18 protein-coding genes and 1 riboswitch are annotated in these 18,009 nt (G+C 61.3%); of the genes, 7 read left to right on the plus strand and 11 right to left on the minus strand.

Going from position 1 to position 18,009, the window contains the following annotated elements; translation table 11 throughout:
- The first annotated feature begins 104 nt into the window (after nucleotides 1–104).
- On the plus strand, nucleotides 105–2,204 hold the full coding sequence (locus tag AC1Q80_RS07955; RefSeq protein ID WP_492360093.1) for a catalase: 2,100 nt from the start codon (nucleotides 105–107) through the stop codon (nucleotides 2,202–2,204).
- Between the two features lie 219 nt (nucleotides 2,205–2,423).
- On the opposite strand, the gene AC1Q80_RS07960 is transcribed toward AC1Q80_RS07955, so the two are convergent.
- A complete protein-coding gene (locus AC1Q80_RS07960) occupies nucleotides 2,424–2,552 on the minus strand; it encodes a hypothetical protein (RefSeq protein ID WP_268833758.1) in 129 nt (42 codons plus the stop codon).
- Nucleotides 2,553–2,851: 299 nt separating this feature from the next.
- On the minus strand, nucleotides 2,852–3,094 hold the full coding sequence (locus AC1Q80_RS07965) for a hypothetical protein (protein ID WP_173420017.1): 243 nt from the start codon (nucleotides 3,092–3,094) through the stop codon (nucleotides 2,852–2,854).
- A 254-nt stretch (nucleotides 3,095–3,348) separates the two neighbouring features.
- Between AC1Q80_RS07965 and AC1Q80_RS07970 the strand changes: the two genes are divergently transcribed.
- The 3 genes from AC1Q80_RS07970 (at nucleotide 3,349) to AC1Q80_RS07980 (ending at nucleotide 5,351) form a co-directional block, all read left to right on the plus strand.
- Nucleotides 3,349–4,269: a DnaJ C-terminal domain-containing protein gene (locus AC1Q80_RS07970; protein ID WP_492360094.1), complete on the plus strand. Its 921-nt coding sequence runs from the start codon at nucleotides 3,349–3,351 to the stop codon at nucleotides 4,267–4,269.
- Nucleotides 4,266–4,580 (plus strand): chaperone modulator CbpM, encoded by a 315-nt coding sequence (locus tag AC1Q80_RS07975; RefSeq protein WP_173420019.1) that lies wholly within the window; start codon nucleotides 4,266–4,268, stop codon nucleotides 4,578–4,580. The genes AC1Q80_RS07970 and AC1Q80_RS07975 overlap by 4 nt, the downstream gene beginning before the upstream one ends.
- Nucleotides 4,581–4,991: 411 nt before the next feature.
- Entirely contained in the window at nucleotides 4,992–5,351 is a 360-nt protein-coding gene (locus AC1Q80_RS07980) for a hypothetical protein (protein WP_173420020.1), read from the plus strand.
- Between the two features lie 28 nt (nucleotides 5,352–5,379).
- Here AC1Q80_RS07980 and AC1Q80_RS07985 read toward each other — a convergent pair whose 3' ends face one another.
- Both AC1Q80_RS07985 and AC1Q80_RS07990 read right to left on the minus strand, forming a co-directional pair.
- Nucleotides 5,380–6,357, minus strand: coding sequence for a DUF1775 domain-containing protein (locus tag AC1Q80_RS07985; protein ID WP_492360095.1), 978 nt, complete (start codon nucleotides 6,355–6,357; stop codon nucleotides 5,380–5,382).
- Between the two features lie 94 nt (nucleotides 6,358–6,451).
- Complete coding sequence (locus tag AC1Q80_RS07990) at nucleotides 6,452–6,841, minus strand: hypothetical protein (RefSeq protein ID WP_492360096.1); 390 nt, start codon at nucleotides 6,839–6,841, stop codon at nucleotides 6,452–6,454.
- 161 nt (nucleotides 6,842–7,002) lie between these two features.
- Nucleotides 7,003–7,090: riboswitch (glycine riboswitch) on the plus strand.
- Nucleotides 7,091–7,235: 145 nt separating this feature from the next.
- Between AC1Q80_RS07990 and gcvT the strand changes: the two genes are divergently transcribed.
- The 3 genes from gcvT to gcvP are packed head-to-tail and all read left to right on the plus strand — an operon-like array spanning nucleotide 7,236 to nucleotide 11,618.
- Nucleotides 7,236–8,375 carry a glycine cleavage system aminomethyltransferase GcvT gene (gcvT, locus tag AC1Q80_RS07995; protein ID WP_492360097.1) on the plus strand — a complete coding sequence of 380 codons (1,140 nt, stop codon included), beginning with the start codon at nucleotides 7,236–7,238 and terminating at the stop codon, nucleotides 8,373–8,375.
- A gap of 16 nt (nucleotides 8,376–8,391) precedes the next feature.
- On the plus strand, nucleotides 8,392–8,754 hold the full coding sequence (gene gcvH, locus AC1Q80_RS08000) for a glycine cleavage system protein GcvH (RefSeq protein ID WP_065780256.1): 363 nt from the start codon (nucleotides 8,392–8,394) through the stop codon (nucleotides 8,752–8,754).
- Nucleotides 8,754–11,618, plus strand: coding sequence for an aminomethyl-transferring glycine dehydrogenase (gcvP, locus tag AC1Q80_RS08005; RefSeq protein WP_209791846.1), 2,865 nt, complete (start codon nucleotides 8,754–8,756; stop codon nucleotides 11,616–11,618). The genes gcvH and gcvP overlap by 1 nt, the downstream gene beginning before the upstream one ends.
- 48 nt (nucleotides 11,619–11,666) lie before the next feature.
- Here gcvP and AC1Q80_RS08010 read toward each other — a convergent pair whose 3' ends face one another.
- The 7 genes from AC1Q80_RS08010 to sufC all read right to left on the minus strand — a co-directional run bounded on the left by AC1Q80_RS08010 (nucleotide 11,667) and on the right by sufC (nucleotide 17,971).
- Nucleotides 11,667–12,095, minus strand: coding sequence for a response regulator (locus tag AC1Q80_RS08010; protein ID WP_209791848.1), 429 nt, complete (start codon nucleotides 12,093–12,095; stop codon nucleotides 11,667–11,669).
- A gap of 10 nt (nucleotides 12,096–12,105) precedes the next feature.
- Nucleotides 12,106–13,611, minus strand: coding sequence for a sensor histidine kinase (locus AC1Q80_RS08015; protein ID WP_492360098.1), 1,506 nt, complete (start codon nucleotides 13,609–13,611; stop codon nucleotides 12,106–12,108).
- Nucleotides 13,612–13,703: 92 nt separating this feature from the next.
- A complete protein-coding gene (gene sufA / locus AC1Q80_RS08020; RefSeq protein ID WP_209791852.1) occupies nucleotides 13,704–14,096 on the minus strand; it encodes a Fe-S cluster assembly scaffold SufA in 393 nt (130 codons plus the stop codon).
- A 98-nt stretch (nucleotides 14,097–14,194) separates the two neighbouring features.
- Nucleotides 14,195–14,575, minus strand: coding sequence for an SUF system Fe-S cluster assembly protein (locus tag AC1Q80_RS08025; protein ID WP_173420028.1), 381 nt, complete (start codon nucleotides 14,573–14,575; stop codon nucleotides 14,195–14,197).
- 71 nt (nucleotides 14,576–14,646) lie between these two features.
- Nucleotides 14,647–15,888: a cysteine desulfurase gene (locus AC1Q80_RS08030; RefSeq protein ID WP_209791854.1), complete on the minus strand. Its 1,242-nt coding sequence runs from the start codon at nucleotides 15,886–15,888 to the stop codon at nucleotides 14,647–14,649.
- Between the two features lie 27 nt (nucleotides 15,889–15,915).
- Nucleotides 15,916–17,193 (minus strand): Fe-S cluster assembly protein SufD, encoded by a 1,278-nt coding sequence (sufD, locus tag AC1Q80_RS08035; protein WP_492360099.1) that lies wholly within the window; start codon nucleotides 17,191–17,193, stop codon nucleotides 15,916–15,918.
- Between the two features lie 22 nt (nucleotides 17,194–17,215).
- Complete coding sequence (gene sufC, locus AC1Q80_RS08040; protein WP_112804995.1) at nucleotides 17,216–17,971, minus strand: Fe-S cluster assembly ATPase SufC; 756 nt, start codon at nucleotides 17,969–17,971, stop codon at nucleotides 17,216–17,218.
- Nucleotides 17,972–18,009: the final 38 nt, after the last annotated feature.

An 18,009-nucleotide genomic window follows, 5' to 3' on the forward strand; every position in this document is an offset into this window, starting at 1 on the left:
GCGATGCTTGAGATGGGTCGGCGATCTCGCCGCACAAGCCGAATTCTAAACTTGGCTGTTGCGGGCCGCGGCGAGACATTACGCGCAAGCAAGGATGAAACCTCATGGCAAAGAATACCTTTGAAACTCGCAAGGGCGAAGGCGGAGAAACACATCAGCAGGTCTCCGAACACAACAGGGATACGGCGGATGCGGCCCATCTGACGACAAATCAAGGCATCCGCATCAGCGATAACCAGAACAGCCTTCGGTCGGGAGACCGTGGCCCGACGCTTCTGGAGGACTTCGTTCTGCGGGAGAAGATCTTTCATTTTGACCACGAGCGCATTCCCGAGCGCATCGTTCATGCCCGAGGATCCGGTGCTCACGGCTATTTCGAGCTTTTCGAATCCCTCGCCGATATAACCAAAGCTGACCTATTTCAGCGGGCTGGCGAGAAAACACCGCTGTTTGCCCGCTTTTCGACGGTGGCTGGCGGCGCAGGGTCGGTCGACACGCCAAGAGATGTTCGCGGCTTTGCGGTGAAGTTCTACACCCGGGAAGGCAATTGGGATCTGGTCGGTAACAACATCCCCGTCTTTTTCATCCAGGACGCTGTCAAGTTTCCCGATCTGGTTCATGCCGTCAAAATGGAATCCGACCGCGCCTTCCCTCAAGCCGGCAGCGCTCACGACACCTTTTGGGACTGGGCGTCCCTGATGCCGGAAACGACCCACATGCTGATGTGGGCTATGTCCGACCGTACCATTCCGCGCTCATTGCGCATGATGGAAGGTTTCGGAATCCATACCTTCCGTCTGGTCAGCGCCGAAGGCAAATCGACTTTCGTCAAGTTCCACTGGAAGCCGAAGCTCGGCATTCAATCGACCGTGTGGGATGAGGCCCTGAAGCTGCAGGCTGCTGACAACGACTATCATCGCCGCGACCTTTGGGAAGCCATTGCGACCGGCAACTTTCCCGAATGGGAACTCGGGTTGCAGCTGTTCGACCAGGAATTTGCCGACGCTCAGCCCTATGACGTGCTCGATGCGACAAAGCTCATTCCAGAAGAGCTGATCCCGATCCGGATTGTCGGTCGCATGGTTCTGGACCGAAACCCCGACAACTTCTTCGCAGAGACCGAGCAGGTCGCTTTCTGCCCAGCCAACATCGTGCCGGGGGTGGATTTTTCCAACGATCCTCTCCTGCAGGGTCGCTTGTTCAGTTATCTCGACACGCAGAAATCCAGGCTTGGAACGGCGAATTTTCATCAGATCCCGATCAATGCGCCCAAATGTCCCGTAATGAATTTTCAGCGCGACGGACAGATGCAGATGAACGTCCCGAAGGGGCGCGCGAGCTATGAGCCCAACAGTCTTGCCGAGCACGGCGAAGCTGGTGGCCCGCGCGAGTGCCCGAGGACGGGGTTCAGCACATCGGAAGGCCGAGTCGACCTGCACGAACAGGGGGGCAAGTTACGCGCACGCGGTGAGCTTTTTTCCGATCATTACAGCCAGGCCCGATTGTTCTGGATATCGCAACAGCCGACCGAGCAGGCCCATATCGCCTCGTCATTCGTTTTTGAGTTGTCCAAGGTCCAACTTGCGCAAGTTCCTCCACGCATGCTCGCCAACCTGCGCAACGTCGACGAGGATCTGGCCAGGCGTGTGGCCGATGGTCTCGGTCTGGTGCTGCCGGACAAGAGCCCCACAGCGCGGGAACCTTTCGCCATGGAGCCGTCACCGGCGCTGAGTATCCATGCGAACATGAAGGCTCTCCTCACCGGCCGTAAAGTCGGAATCCTGATCGCTGATGGCACAGATGCAGCAGAGTTGAAGGAGATTGTGGCGGCGGTCGAGAAAGCGGGAGGCACTGCCTTCCTTGTTTCACCGAGGATAGGTGGAGCCAGGCTCTCCGATGAGGACATCATGAAGGCGGACGGGCAATTGGCTGGATCCCCGTCGCAGCTCTTCGACGCTGTTGCCCTCGTCCTCTCGAATGCTTCTGCCATCGATCTCGCCAAGCAGGCAGCTGCAGTTCAATGGGTTATGGATGCATTTGGCCACTTGAAGGCAATAGGCTCAAGCGAAACATCGAAGCCTCTGCTGGATAAGGCGGGCGTGGCGCCGGATGCTGGCATTGTTGGATTGGTGGGCACGAGTTTTGTCGAGGCCGCAGCGACGCGGTATTGGGATCGTGAGCCGAAGGTCCGCGCGCTGGCGTAGCTTCTAACGCCATCAGCCGTTCTCTTGGGCCGGACCAACCATCGGCCTTCCCGGTTGCCAAAGCCCCCGCTCGTGTCGCCATGCGGGTGCTTTGTACTTCAACGACTGCCGCCGGCATCACCGGTTCGGTTGATCGGAGCGTGGGAGATCGCACCCGTGCAACCGAAGCCGTTTTGGCGAAATGCACATTTCTATGGCATTTCCGTCTGCTTCGCCGGATTACTTCGGTGCGACGATGCCCTGGTAATAGTCGCCGTCGCCGCCCACATAACCCACACCCAGACTACCCGTGGTTTGCGCACAGGCAGACAGGGTGGTGAGAACGAGTAGCAACATTGCGGTTTTCATAGGCTTTTGCTCCTTCAGCGTCGTTTGACATTCGGCCGTGCGCTACCGCCGAAGCGACGCATGACGATTTGACCCAGCAATTCTATGATACTCCATGGAGTATCTATCAAGGGCGTTGATTGTTAAAAGCTAATTTGTGCCTGTCTGTGATGTTTTCAACGCCTGCGCGTACTGCAATGTCACATTTTTGGGCGCGGCGCGGTGTCACAGCTCTTGCTGAAGGGCGCACAATACAAAACGATACGCTGCCTCTGGCCGTTAGAGTTAAGCCAGCCCCCCGAGAGAGCCGAGACAAAATCTCACGTCGACAGATGCTTGCCCGATTGCTCCCGCTCTCGCCAGTAGCGCAGCCTGAGGCGTGGCGCCATCAGCCAGGCGATGAAGGGCGTCAGGATGAAACACGTGACGACCACGACAGGCAGAGCGTATTTGGCGTTGTCGGCCAGCGCCGGGATGGAGAGAACGATTACAACACCGATGCCGAAGAGCACCGCGTTGATCATCAGCCCAACCATGATGGCAAGCTGCAGGCGTACGGACATGTCGGCCTCCGTTTAAAACCACCCGGCGGGAACGCTGCCTTTTTCGAATGGTTCCGAAATCGGGATTGTAGCAGAAACCGTCCACGCGCGAAATGAGAGCACAAACCGGTCGCCGTTCGCTTTCGGCCTGTCGTTTCGGCGCGGCTGCCCTATGCTTGTCCTCAAGCGACCGACTACCCAAATGGATTGGGACATGTGAGCTTTATTGCCCCACCCTGATCCGCTGCCGATCGCTTCAGTTTGAAGGAGTCCGCATGCCGAGCAATCCATACGAAACCCTTGGTGTCAGCCGGGACGCCACGCAGAAAGACATTCAGAGCGCCTACCGCAAGCTCGCCAAGAAACTTCATCCTGATCTCAATCCCGGCGACAAGGGAGCGGAGGAGCGTTTCAAGGCGGTATCGGCTGCCTATGCGCTTTTGAGCGACGAGGAGAAGCGCGGCAAGTTCGATCGCGGCGAGATCGACGAGACCGGCTCGGAGACGGCGCCGCGCAACTTCTACCGCGACTATGCCGGCGCCGGCGGCACCGCCGGGCGTTATGAAAGCGCCCACGGATTTCAGGATTTCGGCGACAAGGACGATATCTTCTCCAGCTTCTTTTCTCGTCGTGGTCGGGGTCAGCAATCCATGCGCGGGCAGGATTTACATTTTTCCATGGAGATCGATCTGCTTGAGGCGGTCAATGGCGCCAAGAAGCAGATCAGCCTGCCGGGTGGCGGGCCGGCCCTTGATCTGACGATCCCGCCGGGCACGCGCGATGGGCAGACGCTGCGCCTGCGTGGCAAGGGCGAGCCTGGCCACAACGGCGCCGCCGCCGGCGACGCGCTGATCGACATCCGTGTGCGGCCGCATCCGCTGTTCCAGGTGGACGGTGAGGATGTCCGGTACGATATCCCGATTTCGCTCAGCGAAGCGGTGCTTGGCGGCAAGATCCGCGTTCCAACGATGGATGGGGCTGTCAATGTCACCATCCCGCCGCACTCCAATACCGGCAAGGTCTTGCGGCTGAAGGGCAAGGGCATGCGCAAGCCGGCTGGCGGCCACGGCGATGCCTATGTGACGCTGAAGATCACGCTTGCGCCGCATGCCGATCCGTCGCTCGCTGCCTTCGTTGAAGGATGGGCAGCCGGCAAGGCAGAGGATCCCCGCAAGAACCTGGGAGGCAACGCATGAACGATAGCGAGTTTTGCGAACACCTCGAAATCGAGGTCACGGTGCTCCAAGTCTGGGTCGAACAGCGTTGGCTGGTGCCGCGCCGGGAAGACAGCGGCTGGATCTTCGAAGAGGATGATCTTGCCCGCGCCCGCCTGATCCAGGACCTGACCGGCCCCATGGGGGTCAACAACGACGGCGTCGACGTCGCCATGCAACTTCTCGATCAGATCCACGGCCTGCGCGGCCGATTGCGCGCTTTGATGACGGCGATCCGCAGTCAGGATCCTGATGTTCAGAGGCTTATCCTGTCTCGCGTGGACGACGAATAATCGACCGCGACCACCGGAATTGCGGCAATTCCAAAGCTTTCGCCAGAAGCAGGGTGTTGGCGAACTCGAGCAGTCGTAGTCGTTGCGCATCATGGCGCCCATGGCCTGCATCCGTTTGACAAACTGCGACGCATCCGGCGCAAACGGTCTTGTTCGCAACGGACATCGGTGTCCCTTCACCTTTACGGCCATGCCGGCGTCCGCCGCCTTCTGCATTGCCACTATCTCCGGATTAAGATCCGCATTGGCATCGTGTGCGGTCACGATCACCAGTCGCCTGGCCACATATGGCGCTGCCATTTCCGGCAATCGTTAGGATTTGACTAAAAGGCGGCTACCAGTTTTCACCGGGCTTCAAGTGAAATCGCGCAAAACGGAAAGGATTGACAACAACGAAGGCAGGTGAAGACCTTGGTACAGGTCGTTACGGTATCCGCGACTACAGCGGCCTATGCGGCAGAAGCCGTCAAGCCGAAGGCGCGCGTGTCCGGCGATGGCCCGGCGGACGAGGCGATCACCTTGCTTTCGCCTCGCCGTTCCAGTGAGCCGGCGATCACGCCTGCTTCCGTCCCGAAGATGAAGGGTGCGCTTCCGCTATCGTTGATGCTGATGAGCGCCGATGGCCGTCTGCCTCAGCAGACCGAGGCCGAAACCTTGCGTCGTTATCTCGAATACATGCGCGAGGACGACGACGCGTCGCAAGACCACGAAAGCGAAAGCCGGCAGGAGGACCCTGCCGGCGATGACGATGAGAGCGGCGCCGCCGCCTGAGGCAACGCAGTTCGTCTTGTCGGGTCGTTCAGTGGTGCGAGTGACCGCCGGTTGCGGCAGCACCACCGCCCGCCGTTCCCACGGCAAGCTTGGCATCGACCGTGCCGGCCTTCTCGAAGACCAGCGTCACCGGCACCGTTTCGCCTTCGGCAAACGGCTTCGACACCTGCATGAACATCAGATGCAGGCCGCCAGCCTTGAGTTCGACCGTTTCGCCAGCGGGGATGACGACGCCGTCATCGAGCTTGCGCATCTTCATCACGTCGTTTTCCATCGCCATTTCATGGATTTCGACACGGCCCGCGACCGGGCTTTCGACTGCCACGAGGCGATCATCGGCACCGCCACCGTTCTTGATCGTCAGGAAGCCACCGCCGACCTTGGCGCCGGGCAGCATCGCCTTGGCTGCGCCGCCTGAAATTTCGAGGTCGCCCAGCTTGATTGGCCCGTCAGCGGCCATATGGCCGGCGTGCTCGTCGCCACCGGTGGCCAACTTCACCGTCACTGTAGGAGCTGGGCTCTTCAGATCGTGTGCACTCTGCCCCTCAGCCGCAACCTGGTCCCAGACCACCTTGCCGTCCTTGCCGCACAACTGCACGGTCGGGAAAGCAAGCACCGTTTCCTTGTCAAAGCCCGAGACCTTACCCTTGACCACGAAGGTGTCGTAGAATTCGTCTGGCAGATTGCCACCCTTCCAGCGGATCTCGACCGGGCCGGACGAAACCTTGTCACCGTGATTGTCATAGGTCTTCTTGTAGTCGCCCTTGATGATTTCCAGCTCCCAGCCGGGCTTCGGCTGTGGCTTGGCGAAGACGAAGCCTTCGGGCAGCTTCACCTGCACTTCTGTCGTTGCCTTGCCGTCGCAGCCATGCGGGACTTGCAGCACCGCCTTGAAGCTCTTTTCGGCTTGGGCGGTGTCGTTTTCAAACGTCGCGTGGGCGTGAGCGATGCCGGCGGTCGTGAGCGCGAGGCCGAGGGTAAGCGCAGTCAGTCTGGTCGTGTTCATGTCGTAATCTCCTGACCACGGGCCGGTGGGAGCCCGGTCCTGCCGTGGTCGATGCCGCCAACGCGGCGCATTGAATTGAATGCGTTTGGAAGCGTTACGACTGTTGAGGAGGTCCGCGAGGCGGCGGCAGGAGGCGGACCTGCTTGATGGCGACATCGTCGTGCGCTTGCTTCGAGCCGGCGAGCCAGTTGCCGGTCTCGGCGCGTTCGCTTTGCTGTGGCGGTGTCGACAGGAGGGCCGCACTTGCGAGCCGGCAAGCTTCGCAGACTGGCGCCATGGACTGCGACTTGCCGCTATCGTGATCGACGCCATCCGTTCCGAAGCAGATTTCGGCGATGGTTCCATCGGGCAGCTGGTAAGCTGCAATCTCAGCGGGCGGCAGGCTTTTCGCCATCGCCGGCTTATGGGCGAAGGACAGGAACACAAGCGCGAAAGCGGCGACAATGCGCACAGCAATCGGCAAATGTCCCTTACACCTAGTCATTGTCGTCCCCGGTATCGATCCTGAGTTATCCTCAAGCGGAGGAGAATGCAAAGGCAGAATTGACGCACCCGTTAGTCGCGACGGAAAATCGCTGCGACAAAAATGTGTTTGACCGCGACACCGCCCCCTTGCCAAGTTCACAGGTTCGCCGTTATTTGGAGGCGATCTTGTTGGGAGAAACCGGTTCGTTCCGGTGCCGAAGGAGCAACCGCCCCGGAAACTCTCAGGCCAAAGGACCAGCAAGGTGCCGGTAGGACTCTGGAGAGAAGCGTTTTTGACGCTCGCCGAAGGGATAACAATCTCAGGCAAAGGGACAGAGGGGGCTCGAATTTGACGGCGTCTGACGCCGGAAGTGTGAGCCGGCGCGCGTGCGCGCCAGACCTGGAGGCCGGAGTTGGAAGACATTTCCCATTTGAAACATACGCCGTTGCGTGCGCTGCACCTTTCGCTGGGTGCCCGCATGGTGCCCTTTGCCGGCTACGAGATGCCGGTTCAATACCCTGATGGCGTGATGAAGGAGCACCTGCATACGCGCACTGCGGCAGGCCTTTTCGACGTCTCGCACATGGGCCAGGTCATCGTCCGGCCGAAGTCCGGCAAGATCGAGGACGCGGCTCTGGCGCTGGAAAAGCTGGTGCCGGTCGACGTGCTCGGCCTTGGCGAAGGCCGTCAGCGCTATGCGATCTTCACCAATGCCGAAGGCGGCATTCTGGACGATCTGATGATCGCCAACCGGGGCGACCACCTCTTCCTCGTCGTCAACGCCGCCTGCAAGGATGCGGATTTCGAACACCTGAAGAAAGGTCTCTCCGACAGCTGCGAAGTCACGATGCTCGATGACCGCGCGCTGATTGCGCTGCAGGGTCCCCACGCAGAGGCCGTCCTTGGCGAATTGTGGGCCGATGTCTCGGCCATGCGCTTCATGGATGTCGCTGAAGCCGACCTGCATGACGTGACCTGCATCATCTCGCGTTCCGGCTACACCGGCGAAGATGGTTTCGAAATTTCCATTCCCACCGCATCGGCAGCCGACGTCACGCAGCGTCTGCTCGAACACCCTGATGTCAAGCCGATCGGCCTTGGCGCGCGCGATTCGCTGCGTCTGGAAGCCGGCCTTTGTCTCTACGGCAACGATATCGACACCACCACGACGCCGGTCGAAGGCGCGATCGAGTGGGCGATGCAGAAGGCGCGCCGCGCCGGTGGCGCTCGCGAGGGCGGCTTTCCCGGCGCCGATCGCATTCTTGGCCAGTTCGCTGAAGGCGCGTCACGCCGCCGCGTTGGCCTGAAGCCCGAGGGCCGGGCTCCCGTGCGCGGTGGCGCCAATCTGTTTGCCGACACCGAGGGCAAGACGCTCGTCGGCAAGGTGACTTCAGGCGGCTTCGGCCCCACAGTCGACGGCCCGATTGCCATGGGATACGTCGACGCCACCCATACCGACAACGGCACGACCGTCTATGCGGAGGTGCGCGGCAAGTATCTGCCTGTCGTCGTCACCGCCCTGCCCTTTGTCAAACAAACCTACAAACGCTGATCAGGAGAGAGCGCAAATGTTGAAGTTCACCGACGAACACGAGTGGCTGAAGGTCGAAGCTGGCGTAGCAACGGTTGGAATCACCGAACACGCGGCCGGCCAGCTCGGCGATCTCGTCTTTGTGGAACTGCCGGAAACCGGCTCCACCTTCGCAAAGGGCGATACGGCCGCGACTGTCGAGTCCGTCAAGGCAGCATCCGACGTCTATTGTCCACTTGATGGCGAAATCGTCGAAATCAACCAGGCGATCGTCGACGACCCGTCGCTGGTCAACAGCGATCCGCAGGGCGCTGCCTGGTTCTTCAAGCTGAAACTCGCCGATCCGAACGCAGCCGACGCCCTTCTCGACGAAGCGGCCTACAAGGAGCTCGTCGCCTGATGAGCATGCCCAAGGACTTCACCTTTACCGACTACAAGCCGTATGACTTCGCCAACCGGCGTCATATCGGCCCGTCGCCGGCGGAAATGGATGAGATGCTGAAGGTCGTCGGTTATCCGTCGCTCGACGCGCTCATCGACGACACCGTGCCGCCGTCGATCCGTCAGAAGACTCCGCTCGCCTGGGGCGCCCCGATGACCGAGCGCGAAGCGCTCGACAAGATGCGCGAAACGGCCAACCGCAACCAGAAGCTCGTGTCGCTGATCGGCCAGGGCTATTACGGCACGATCACGCCGCCGGTCATCCAGCGCAACATCCTGGAAAATCCGGCCTGGTACACGGCCTACACGCCCTACCAGCCGGAAATCAGCCAGGGCCGCCTGGAAGCGCTGCTCAACTACCAGACCATGGTCTGCGACCTCACGGGCCTCGACGTCGCCAACGCCTCGCTGCTCGACGAAGCGACGGCTGCCGCCGAAGCGATGGCCATGGCCGAACGCGTCTCGAAGTCCAAGGCGAAGGCCTTCTTCGTCGACGAGAATTGCCATCCGCAGACGATCGCGCTTCTGAAGACCCGTGCCGAGCCGCTCGGCTGGCAGATCATCATCGGCAATCCCTTCACCGATCTCGATCCGGTCGACGTCTTCGGCGCCATCTTCCAGTATCCGGGAACCTACGGCCAGGTGAACGACTTCACCGGCCTGATCGCGCGCCTGCACCAGACCGGTGCTATCGCAACGGTCGCTGCCGACCCGCTGGCACTGGCGCTCCTGAAGTCGCCGGGCGAAATGGGCGCCGATATCGCCATCGGTTGCACCCAGCGCTTCGGCGTTCCGGTCGGTTATGGCGGTCCGCACGCCGCCTACATGGCCGTCAAGGACGCGCACAAGCGCTCGATGCCGGGCCGCCTCGTCGGCGTCTCCGTCGATGCCCGCGGCAACCGCGCCTATCGCCTGTCGCTTCAGACCCGCGAACAGCATATCCGCCGCGAAAAGGCGACGTCGAACATCTGCACCGCGCAGGTGCTTCTGGCTGTCATGGCCTCGATGTATGCCGTCTTCCATGGACCGAAGGGCATCAAGGCGATCGCCCAGAGCGTTCACCAGAAGACCGTTCGTCTCGCCATGGGCCTCGAAAAGCTCGGCTACACCGTCGAGCCGGACGTGTTCTTCGACACGATCACCGTCGATGTCGGCAAGCTGCAGGGCATCATCCTCAAGACTGCCGTCGCCGAGGAAGTGAACCTGCGCAAGATCGGTGAGACCAAGATCGGCATCAGCCTCGACGAGCGCTCGCGCCCCGTCACGCTCGAAGCCGTCTGGCGCGCCTTTGGCGGTGACTTCAAGGTGGAAGAGTTCGAGCCCGGCTACCGTCTGCCGCAGCCGCTCCTGCGCACCAGCGAGTACCTGACGCATCCGATCTTCCACATGAACCGCGCCGAGAGCGAAATGACGCGGTACATCCGCCGTCTTTCCGACCGCGACCTCGCGCTCGACCGGGCGATGATCCCGCTCGGTTCCTGCACGATGAAGCTCAACGCCACGGCCGAGATGCTTCCGATCACCTGGCCGGAATTTGCCGAAATCCATCCTTTCGTTCCGAAGGATCAGGCAGCCGGCTACCAGCACATGATCGAGGACCTGTCGGAAAAGCTCTGCGCCGTCACCGGCTATGATGCGATTTCCATGCAGCCGAACTCCGGCGCGCAAGGCGAATATGCCGGTCTCCTGACGATCCGCGCCTACCACCTGGCGCAGGGCAACGACCACCGCGATGTCTGCCTGATCCCGACCTCGGCGCACGGCACCAATCCGGCCTCCGCCCAGATGGCTGGCATGAAGGTTGTCGTCATCAAGGTGAGCGAAAACGGCGACATCGACATGGACGATTTCCGTGCGAAAGCCGAGCAGTACGCGGAAAACCTCTCGTGCTGCATGATCACCTACCCATCGACGCACGGCGTGTTCGAGGAGAACGTTCGCGAGGTCTGCGAGATCGTGCACAAGCATGGTGGCCAGGTTTACCTGGACGGCGCCAACATGAACGCCATGGTCGGTCTTGCCCGCCCTGGCGACATCGGCTCCGACGTCAGCCACCTGAACCTGCATAAGACCTTCTGCATCCCGCACGGCGGCGGCGGTCCCGGCATGGGCCCGATCGGCGTCAAGGCGCATCTGGCGCCCTACCTGCCCGGTCACCCGGAAACGGACGGCAACGACGGTGCGGTTTCGGCAGCTCCCTTCGGCTCGGCTTCGATCCTGCCGATCTCCTGGAGCTATTGCCTGATGATGGGCGGCGAAGGCCTGACCCAGGCGACGAAGGTGGCGATCCTCAACGCCAACTACATCGCTGCCCGGCTGAAGGGCGCCTATGAGGTGCTCTACAAGTCGTCCAAGGGCCGTGTGGCGCATGAGTGCATCATCGACACCCGTCCGCTGGTCGAAAGCGCCGGCGTGACTGTTGACGACGTTGCCAAGCGCCTGATCGACTGCGGCTTCCACGCTCCGACCATGAGCTGGCCGGTTGCCGGCACCCTGATGATCGAGCCGACCGAATCGGAAACCAAGGCCGAGATCGATCGTTTCTGCGATGCGATGCTGGCAATCCGCGAGGAAGCCCGCGCCATCGAGGAAGGCCGGATGGACAAGGTCAACAACCCGCTGAAGAACGCACCGCACACGGTCGAGGACCTGGTCGGCGAATGGGATCGTCCCTATTCGCGCGAACAGGCCTGCTACCCGCCGGGCGCATTCCGGGTCGACAAGTACTGGTCGCCGGTCAATCGCGTCGACAACGTCTTCGGCGACCGCAATCTGGTCTGCACCTGCCCGCCGCTGGAAAGCTACGCGGAAGCAGCGGAGTAAGCCTGCGAACAGCGGGGCGCACCACGACGGCGCGCCCCGTTTTCACTCCTATTGTTGAAGGATGGCACCGCCAGGCGGCAAGGTGTTCTCTATCCAGAAGCGAACGAAAGCCTCGGCGAATTGCCTGTAGCCTGAAAGCGACGACGGCTTGGCCGCATAGGCGTTTGCTCCGGCCTTGTAGGACCTGACGACGTCACTCGGATTGGTAGACGAGGTCAGCACGATCACCGGCAGCACCGATGTGCCCTCATTGGAGCGTATGCGCTCCAGCAATTCCATCCCGTCGATCCCGGGCATCTTGATATCGAGAAGCACATAATCGAAGTGCTCGCGCGCGAGCCGCTGGACGGCCTCGTCGGCGTGGGTGACATGGACGATGTCCAGCGTGTCGTCCGTCTGCGAAAGCGCGCGCGTGACGAAACGCGCGTCGTGCGCGTTGTCTTCCACCACAAGCAATCGCTTCGGTGACTTGGCCAAGCCTGTCGCCTTATCTGGTCTTCCGCATCCGTTTCGGAAGGGTCACCACAAACCGTGCGCCTTCGACAAAGCCGATGTCAAGATGGATCGATCCGTTGTGGCTTTCAGCGATCCGCTTGGCGAGCGCAAGGCCGATGCCGGTGCCGCCATAGGTGTTCTCGTCGTGATGGAGGCGCTGGAACACTTCGAAGATGCGTGTGGCGAAGCGCGGGTCGATGCCGATGCCGTTGTCCTCAACCACAAACTCGACCTGCTGATCGGCGATGCGACCCTTGATGCGCACGACCGGCCGGCGGTCCGGGTGGCGATACTTGATGGCATTGCCGACCAGATTCTGAACGAGCCGGCGCAACAGTTCCGGGTCACCTTGCACCCTCGGCAGCGAGCCGACCTCGAAGCTGACGTTCGCCTCACGGGCGTGGCCGTCTAGCACACTGAGCGTGTCGGCGACGATATCGTTGAGGTCAACGTCTGACCACGTGCTGATCTGATAGGCGATCTGCGAATAATCGAGCAGGCTGTCGATAACCCGGTTCATCCGTTTGGCGCTGTCGCGCAGGTGGCGGGCGCTGGCTGAAACTTCATGCTGGTTGCCGGCAGCCAACTCGTCTTCGATCATCTCGGAGAACATCGAGATGTGCCGCAAAGGCGCCTTCAGATCGTGAGACACGGTTGCCGTGAACTGATCGAGCGCCACGTTCTTGTGCTCAAGCTCCTGTCGCTGGCGTTCGAGCGCCAGTTCTGCGCGCTTGAGTTCGGTCACGTCGACCCGCAGGACGACGGTGTTTCCGTCCTTGGTCCTGATGTTTTCCACCCTCAGCCACCGGTCTCCGGCGTAACTGTAGATCTTCGGCTGGTTGTCCGGTTGACGAAAGTCCTGCAGACGGTGCGCTACCCAGGCCGGCCAGTCCGGGTTGCCGGGCAAGGCTTCGGGATAGTGACCTGCTCTCTGTGCAAGCAGAAGGATCTCTTCGGCCGTGATACCGGGACGCAGCAAAGGGCCGGCCGGGCCGCAGATCGTTACATAGGCGCGATTGTAGACCAGCAGCCTTTCCTCGGCATCGAAGATCGCAAAGCCTTCGGGCATGACGTCGAGCGCCGCGTCAAGCATGTCCGACGCCCGCTGCCGCTCCTGCACGGCCTTGGCGAGGTCCGAGACATCGCGAATGATGCCGATCAGGGCCAGTTCTCGCCCGCCGGCATCGACAAGCGGTGTCGTGCGCAAATGACCCGAGAATGTCGAGCCATCGCGCCGGACGTAGCTATAAGTCGAGGTGCGCGCGATCCTTTCATCGACGTTCGCCGCGCGATTGTGCAGGCGCCTCGCATATTCGCTGTCGTCCGCATAGATCAGGCGCGCTGGTTGGCCGATGAACGCATCCGCTGCATAACCGAATTGCGCCAGCGCCGCCGGGTTGGCCGAGCGAATAATGCGCGACGCATCAAGGATGATCACCGGATCCGGAAAGGTCTCATAGAGCGCCTTGAAGACAAGCTCCTCGTCGAACGCCGTCACGCCTTTCTCCCCCCGTCACCCGGCCGCATATCAGCAGAAAAAAGGCCCGGCGAAAAGCCGGGCCTGCCATCTCTAGAAACGCAATGAGCGTGTCAGTTCGCCGGCACCACGGCGTCGCCGCGCGCCGCAAGCGCTGCCAGGTCGGCCGGCTTCAGCTCGACCGATTCGCCGCACCCACAGGCGGATGTCTGGTTGGGATTGTTGAAGGTGAAACCGGAGCGAAGGGTCGTTACCTCGAAGTCCATCTGCGTGCCGAGCAGGTAAAGCACCGCTTCGGGCGCGACCCAGACCTTGGCGCCATCGCGTTCGATCAGATCGTCTTTCGCATTGGGTTCGGTAACGAGGTCAACGGCATATTCCATGCCGGCGCAGCCGCCCTTCTTGATGCCGACGCGGATGCCCAGGGCATCGGCACCGGCATTTTCCACGATCGACCGGACGCGGCTGGCAGCAGCATCGGTCAAGCTCATCACGGCAAAGCCCATCGGCCTTATCTCCTTGTCGCCACCGGGGTTAAGGCCCGGCGCCTTCCAGAATCAAATGTAGTGTCCGCAGCTTAACGGATCAATATGGCGCCTTGCGGTCAGTACCAGCCGATCGCCACTTGGGCCTCTTCCGACATGCGGTCCGGCGTCCACGGCGGGTCGAAGGTCATCGCCACTTCGACGCCCGACACGCCCTCAACGGCGCCAACCGCATTTTCGACCCAGCCGGGCATCTCGCCGGCAACGGGGCAACCGGGTGCCGTCAGCGTCATGTCGATCTTGACCATGCGGTCGTCTTCGATGTCGATCTTGTAAATCAGCCCGAGTTCGAAGATGTCAGCCGGGATTTCCGGGTCGTAGACGGTCTTCAGCGCGCTGATGATATCGTCGCTCAGCCGTGCCAGTTCTTCGGCCGGGATTGCCGAATGCACGATGCCCTCGCGGACGTCGATTTTGTCTTGCGTTGCATCCAGGCTCATGTCGGCCTCCTAGACTTTCTCTTTTGGTTCAGATGCTTGCATGGTAAGCCTGAACCATTTTTCAAACTCGATCAGGCGAAGAACTTACGCGCATGCTCCAGCGCGTCCGCCAACGCGTCCACTTCGGCCCGTGTGTTATAGAGGCCGAAGGATGCGCGGCATGTGGAGGTGACGCCGAAGCGTTTCAAGAGCGGCTGCGCACAATGGGTGCCGGCACGCACTGCAACACCGGCGCGGTCGATCACCGTCGAAATATCATGGGCGTGAACGCCCGCAATCTCGAAGGAGAAGATGCTGCCTTTGCCGGGTGCGTCGCCGAACACTTTCAGCGAATTGATCCTCGACAGGCGCTCGCGGGCATAGTCCGTCAGGTCAGCTTCGTGTCGTGTGATCGCCGCCCGTCCGATCTTTTCCATGTAGTCGAGCGCATAGCCGAGCCCAATCGCCTGTACGATCGGCGGTGTGCCGGCCTCGAAACGGTGCGGCGGATCGTTGTAGGTGATGCGGTCTTCCGTCACTTCCTCGATCATTTCGCCGCCACCCATGAAGGGGCGCATTTCCTTCAGGCGGTCCATCTTGCCGTAAAGCACGCCAATGCCCGAGGGGCCGTAGAGCTTGTGACCGGTCATCACGTACCAGTCGCAATCGATGTCCTGCACGTCGACAGGCATATGAACAGCGCCCTGGCTGCCGTCGACCAACACCGGGATCCCCCGCTCGCGGGCGATGCGGCAAATTTCCTTGACCGGAACCACGGTGCCCAGCGCATTCGACATATGGGTAATGGCGATGAGCTTGGTGCGCTCCGTCAGGCATTTTACGAAATCTTCGATGTGGAAGGCGCCGTCGTCGTCGATCGGCGCCCAGACCAGCTTGGCGCCCTGGCGTTCCCTGATGAAATGCCATGGTACGATGTTGGAGTGGTGCTCCATGATCGACAGCACGATCTCGTCGCCCTCGCCGAGCTTCGGCATGCCGTAACCATAGGCGACCGTATTGATCGCCTCGGTGGAGGATTTCGTGAAGATGATGTTGTCGGCAGAGGGCGCATTCAGGAAGCGGCGCACCTTCTCGCGCGACGCTTCATAGGCCTCCGTGGCAGCGTTCGAGAGAAAATGCAGCCCGCGATGCACGTTGGCGTATTCATTGGAGTAGGCATGGCTCACCGCGTCGATGACGACCTGCGGCTTCTGTGCCGATGCGCCGTTGTCGAGATAGACAAGCGGTTTGCCATAGACGGTTCGCGACAGGATCGGAAAATCCCTGCGGATCGCTTCGACGTCGTAGGCGGGCACCGGCACAGTGTGTTCCATGTCATTCAATCCAATCAGACGCGCCGATCAGGCGTGCTTTTCGAGCCAGGCCGAGATCACGCTTTCCAGCGCTTCGACCAGCGGTTCGTCGTCGAGTTCCTCGACGATCTCGGCAACAAAGGCATTGACGAGCATCGCCCGCGCCTTGTTCTCCGGGATGCCACGCGCCATGAGGTAGAAGAGCTGCGTGTGGTCGATGTCGGCAACGGTGGCGCCGTGGCCGCACTGCACGTCGTCGGCGAAGATTTCAAGCTCGGGCTTTGCCGACAGATCGGCATCGTCCGAAAGCAACAGCGTGTTGCATGCCATCTTCGCATCGGTCTTCTGTGCGTCCTTGGCGACCAGGATCTTGCCCTGGAACACGCCCTTGGCGCGGTCGAACACGACGTTGCGGATGATCTCCGTCGACGTGGTGTGCGGCACGTTGTGGCCGAGCGTGAAGGTCACGTCCGTGTGGCTTTCGCCGCCGAGCAGGTTGATGCCGCGCAGCTTGAAATCGGCGCCCTCGCCGCTCGTCTTGCCGTGGATCTCCTGGCGCACCAGCTTGCCGCCGGCATTGATGAGGAAGAGATGCAGCTTGGCATCCTTGGCGAGATCGAAGCGGATCTGGCCGAGATGGGTATCGGCCCCACCCTGCTGCTGCAGGACGATCCAGGTGATCTCAGCGCCTTCGCCGACCGTTATGTCGCTGACCGACGAGATCAGGCTCTCGGCGGCATTGGTCGACAGATGACGCTCGATGACGGTCGCCTTCGTGTTCGCACCAAAGGAGACCGGGAAGCGCGTATGCGCCTGGCCGAGGCTCTGAACCAGCTGGATTTCCAGCGGATCTTCCAGCTCGGTACCATCTGCGATCACAAGCTCCAGGCCACCGCGCACGAGCCCGCCATTGATGCGGCCGATGGCATCGTCCGTGCCGAGCACGGAAAGGCCGGCAGCGGCAGAGCCGTCGAGCAGGCTGTCGGTGTAGGAGCGGATCGTCACGCCCTCGGGCGCATTGCCCTTGAGGTCGGCATGGCCGTTGCGCACCGAAAGCACAGTCGCACCCGAAACGAGCGCCTCGACGCGATCGGCGAACGCCGAGGGGTCGGCGGCAGGCACGGCCCGCAGCAGCGTGCGAAGGTCGGTATAGTGCCAGGATTCGACGCGGCGCGTCGGCAGGCCCGCCGTCTTCAGTTCGTGCACCAAGGTGTCACGTACCGACAGCACCGAGCCGTCGCCCGGCAGATCGCCGATCTGCGCGGTATAGGCATCGACCAGCGCCGTTTCGGCTGCCGTCATCTTGATTGCCTGTTGCATATTCATTCGAACACTCCTTCAACAGGCCCTAGGCTGCAGCTTCAATGATGTCAGCGTAGCCGTTGGCTTCGAGTTCGTGTGCAAGCGTCTTGTCGCCCGACTTGATGACCTGGCCCTTGTAGAGGACGTGGACCGTGTCCGGAACGATATAGTCGAGCAGGCGCTGGTAGTGGGTGATGACGATCACGGCGCGGTCGGGCGAACGCAGCGCGTTGACGCCGTCGGCAACGATCTTCAGCGCATCGATGTCGAGACCGGAGTCGGTTTCGTCGAGCACGCAAAGCTTCGGCTCGAGCAGCGCCATCTGTAGGATCTCGGCGCGCTTCTTCTCGCCGCCGGAGAAGCCGACGTTGAGCGGGCGGCGCAGCATTTCCGGAGCGATTTTCAGCTCGGCTGCAGCTTCCTTGACGCGGCGCATGAATTCCGGCGTCGTCAGTTCGTCTTCGCCGCGGTACTTGCGCTGCTCGTTCATCGCCACCTTGAGGAACTGCATGGTGGCAACGCCGGGGATTTCGACCGGGTACTGAAAGGCGAGGAAGATGCCCTTGGCAGCCCGCTCGGAAGCTTCTAGCTCAAGGATGTTCTCGCCGTTGTAAAGGATCTCGCCTTCAGTGACTTCATAGTCCTCGCGACCCGACAGGATGTAGGACAGCGTCGACTTGCCTGAGCCGTTCGGGCCCATGATGGCGGCGACTTCGCCGGCCTTCACGGTCAGGTTCAGGCCACGGATGATTTCGGTGCCGTCTTCGGCGATGCGGGCGTGCAGGTTCTTGATTTCAAGCATTTCTATCGTCCTCTTGGGAAACGAACGTCTGTTCGCGC

It is taken from the genome of Ensifer sp. GW823-FHT05D09 (assembly GCF_058795755.1).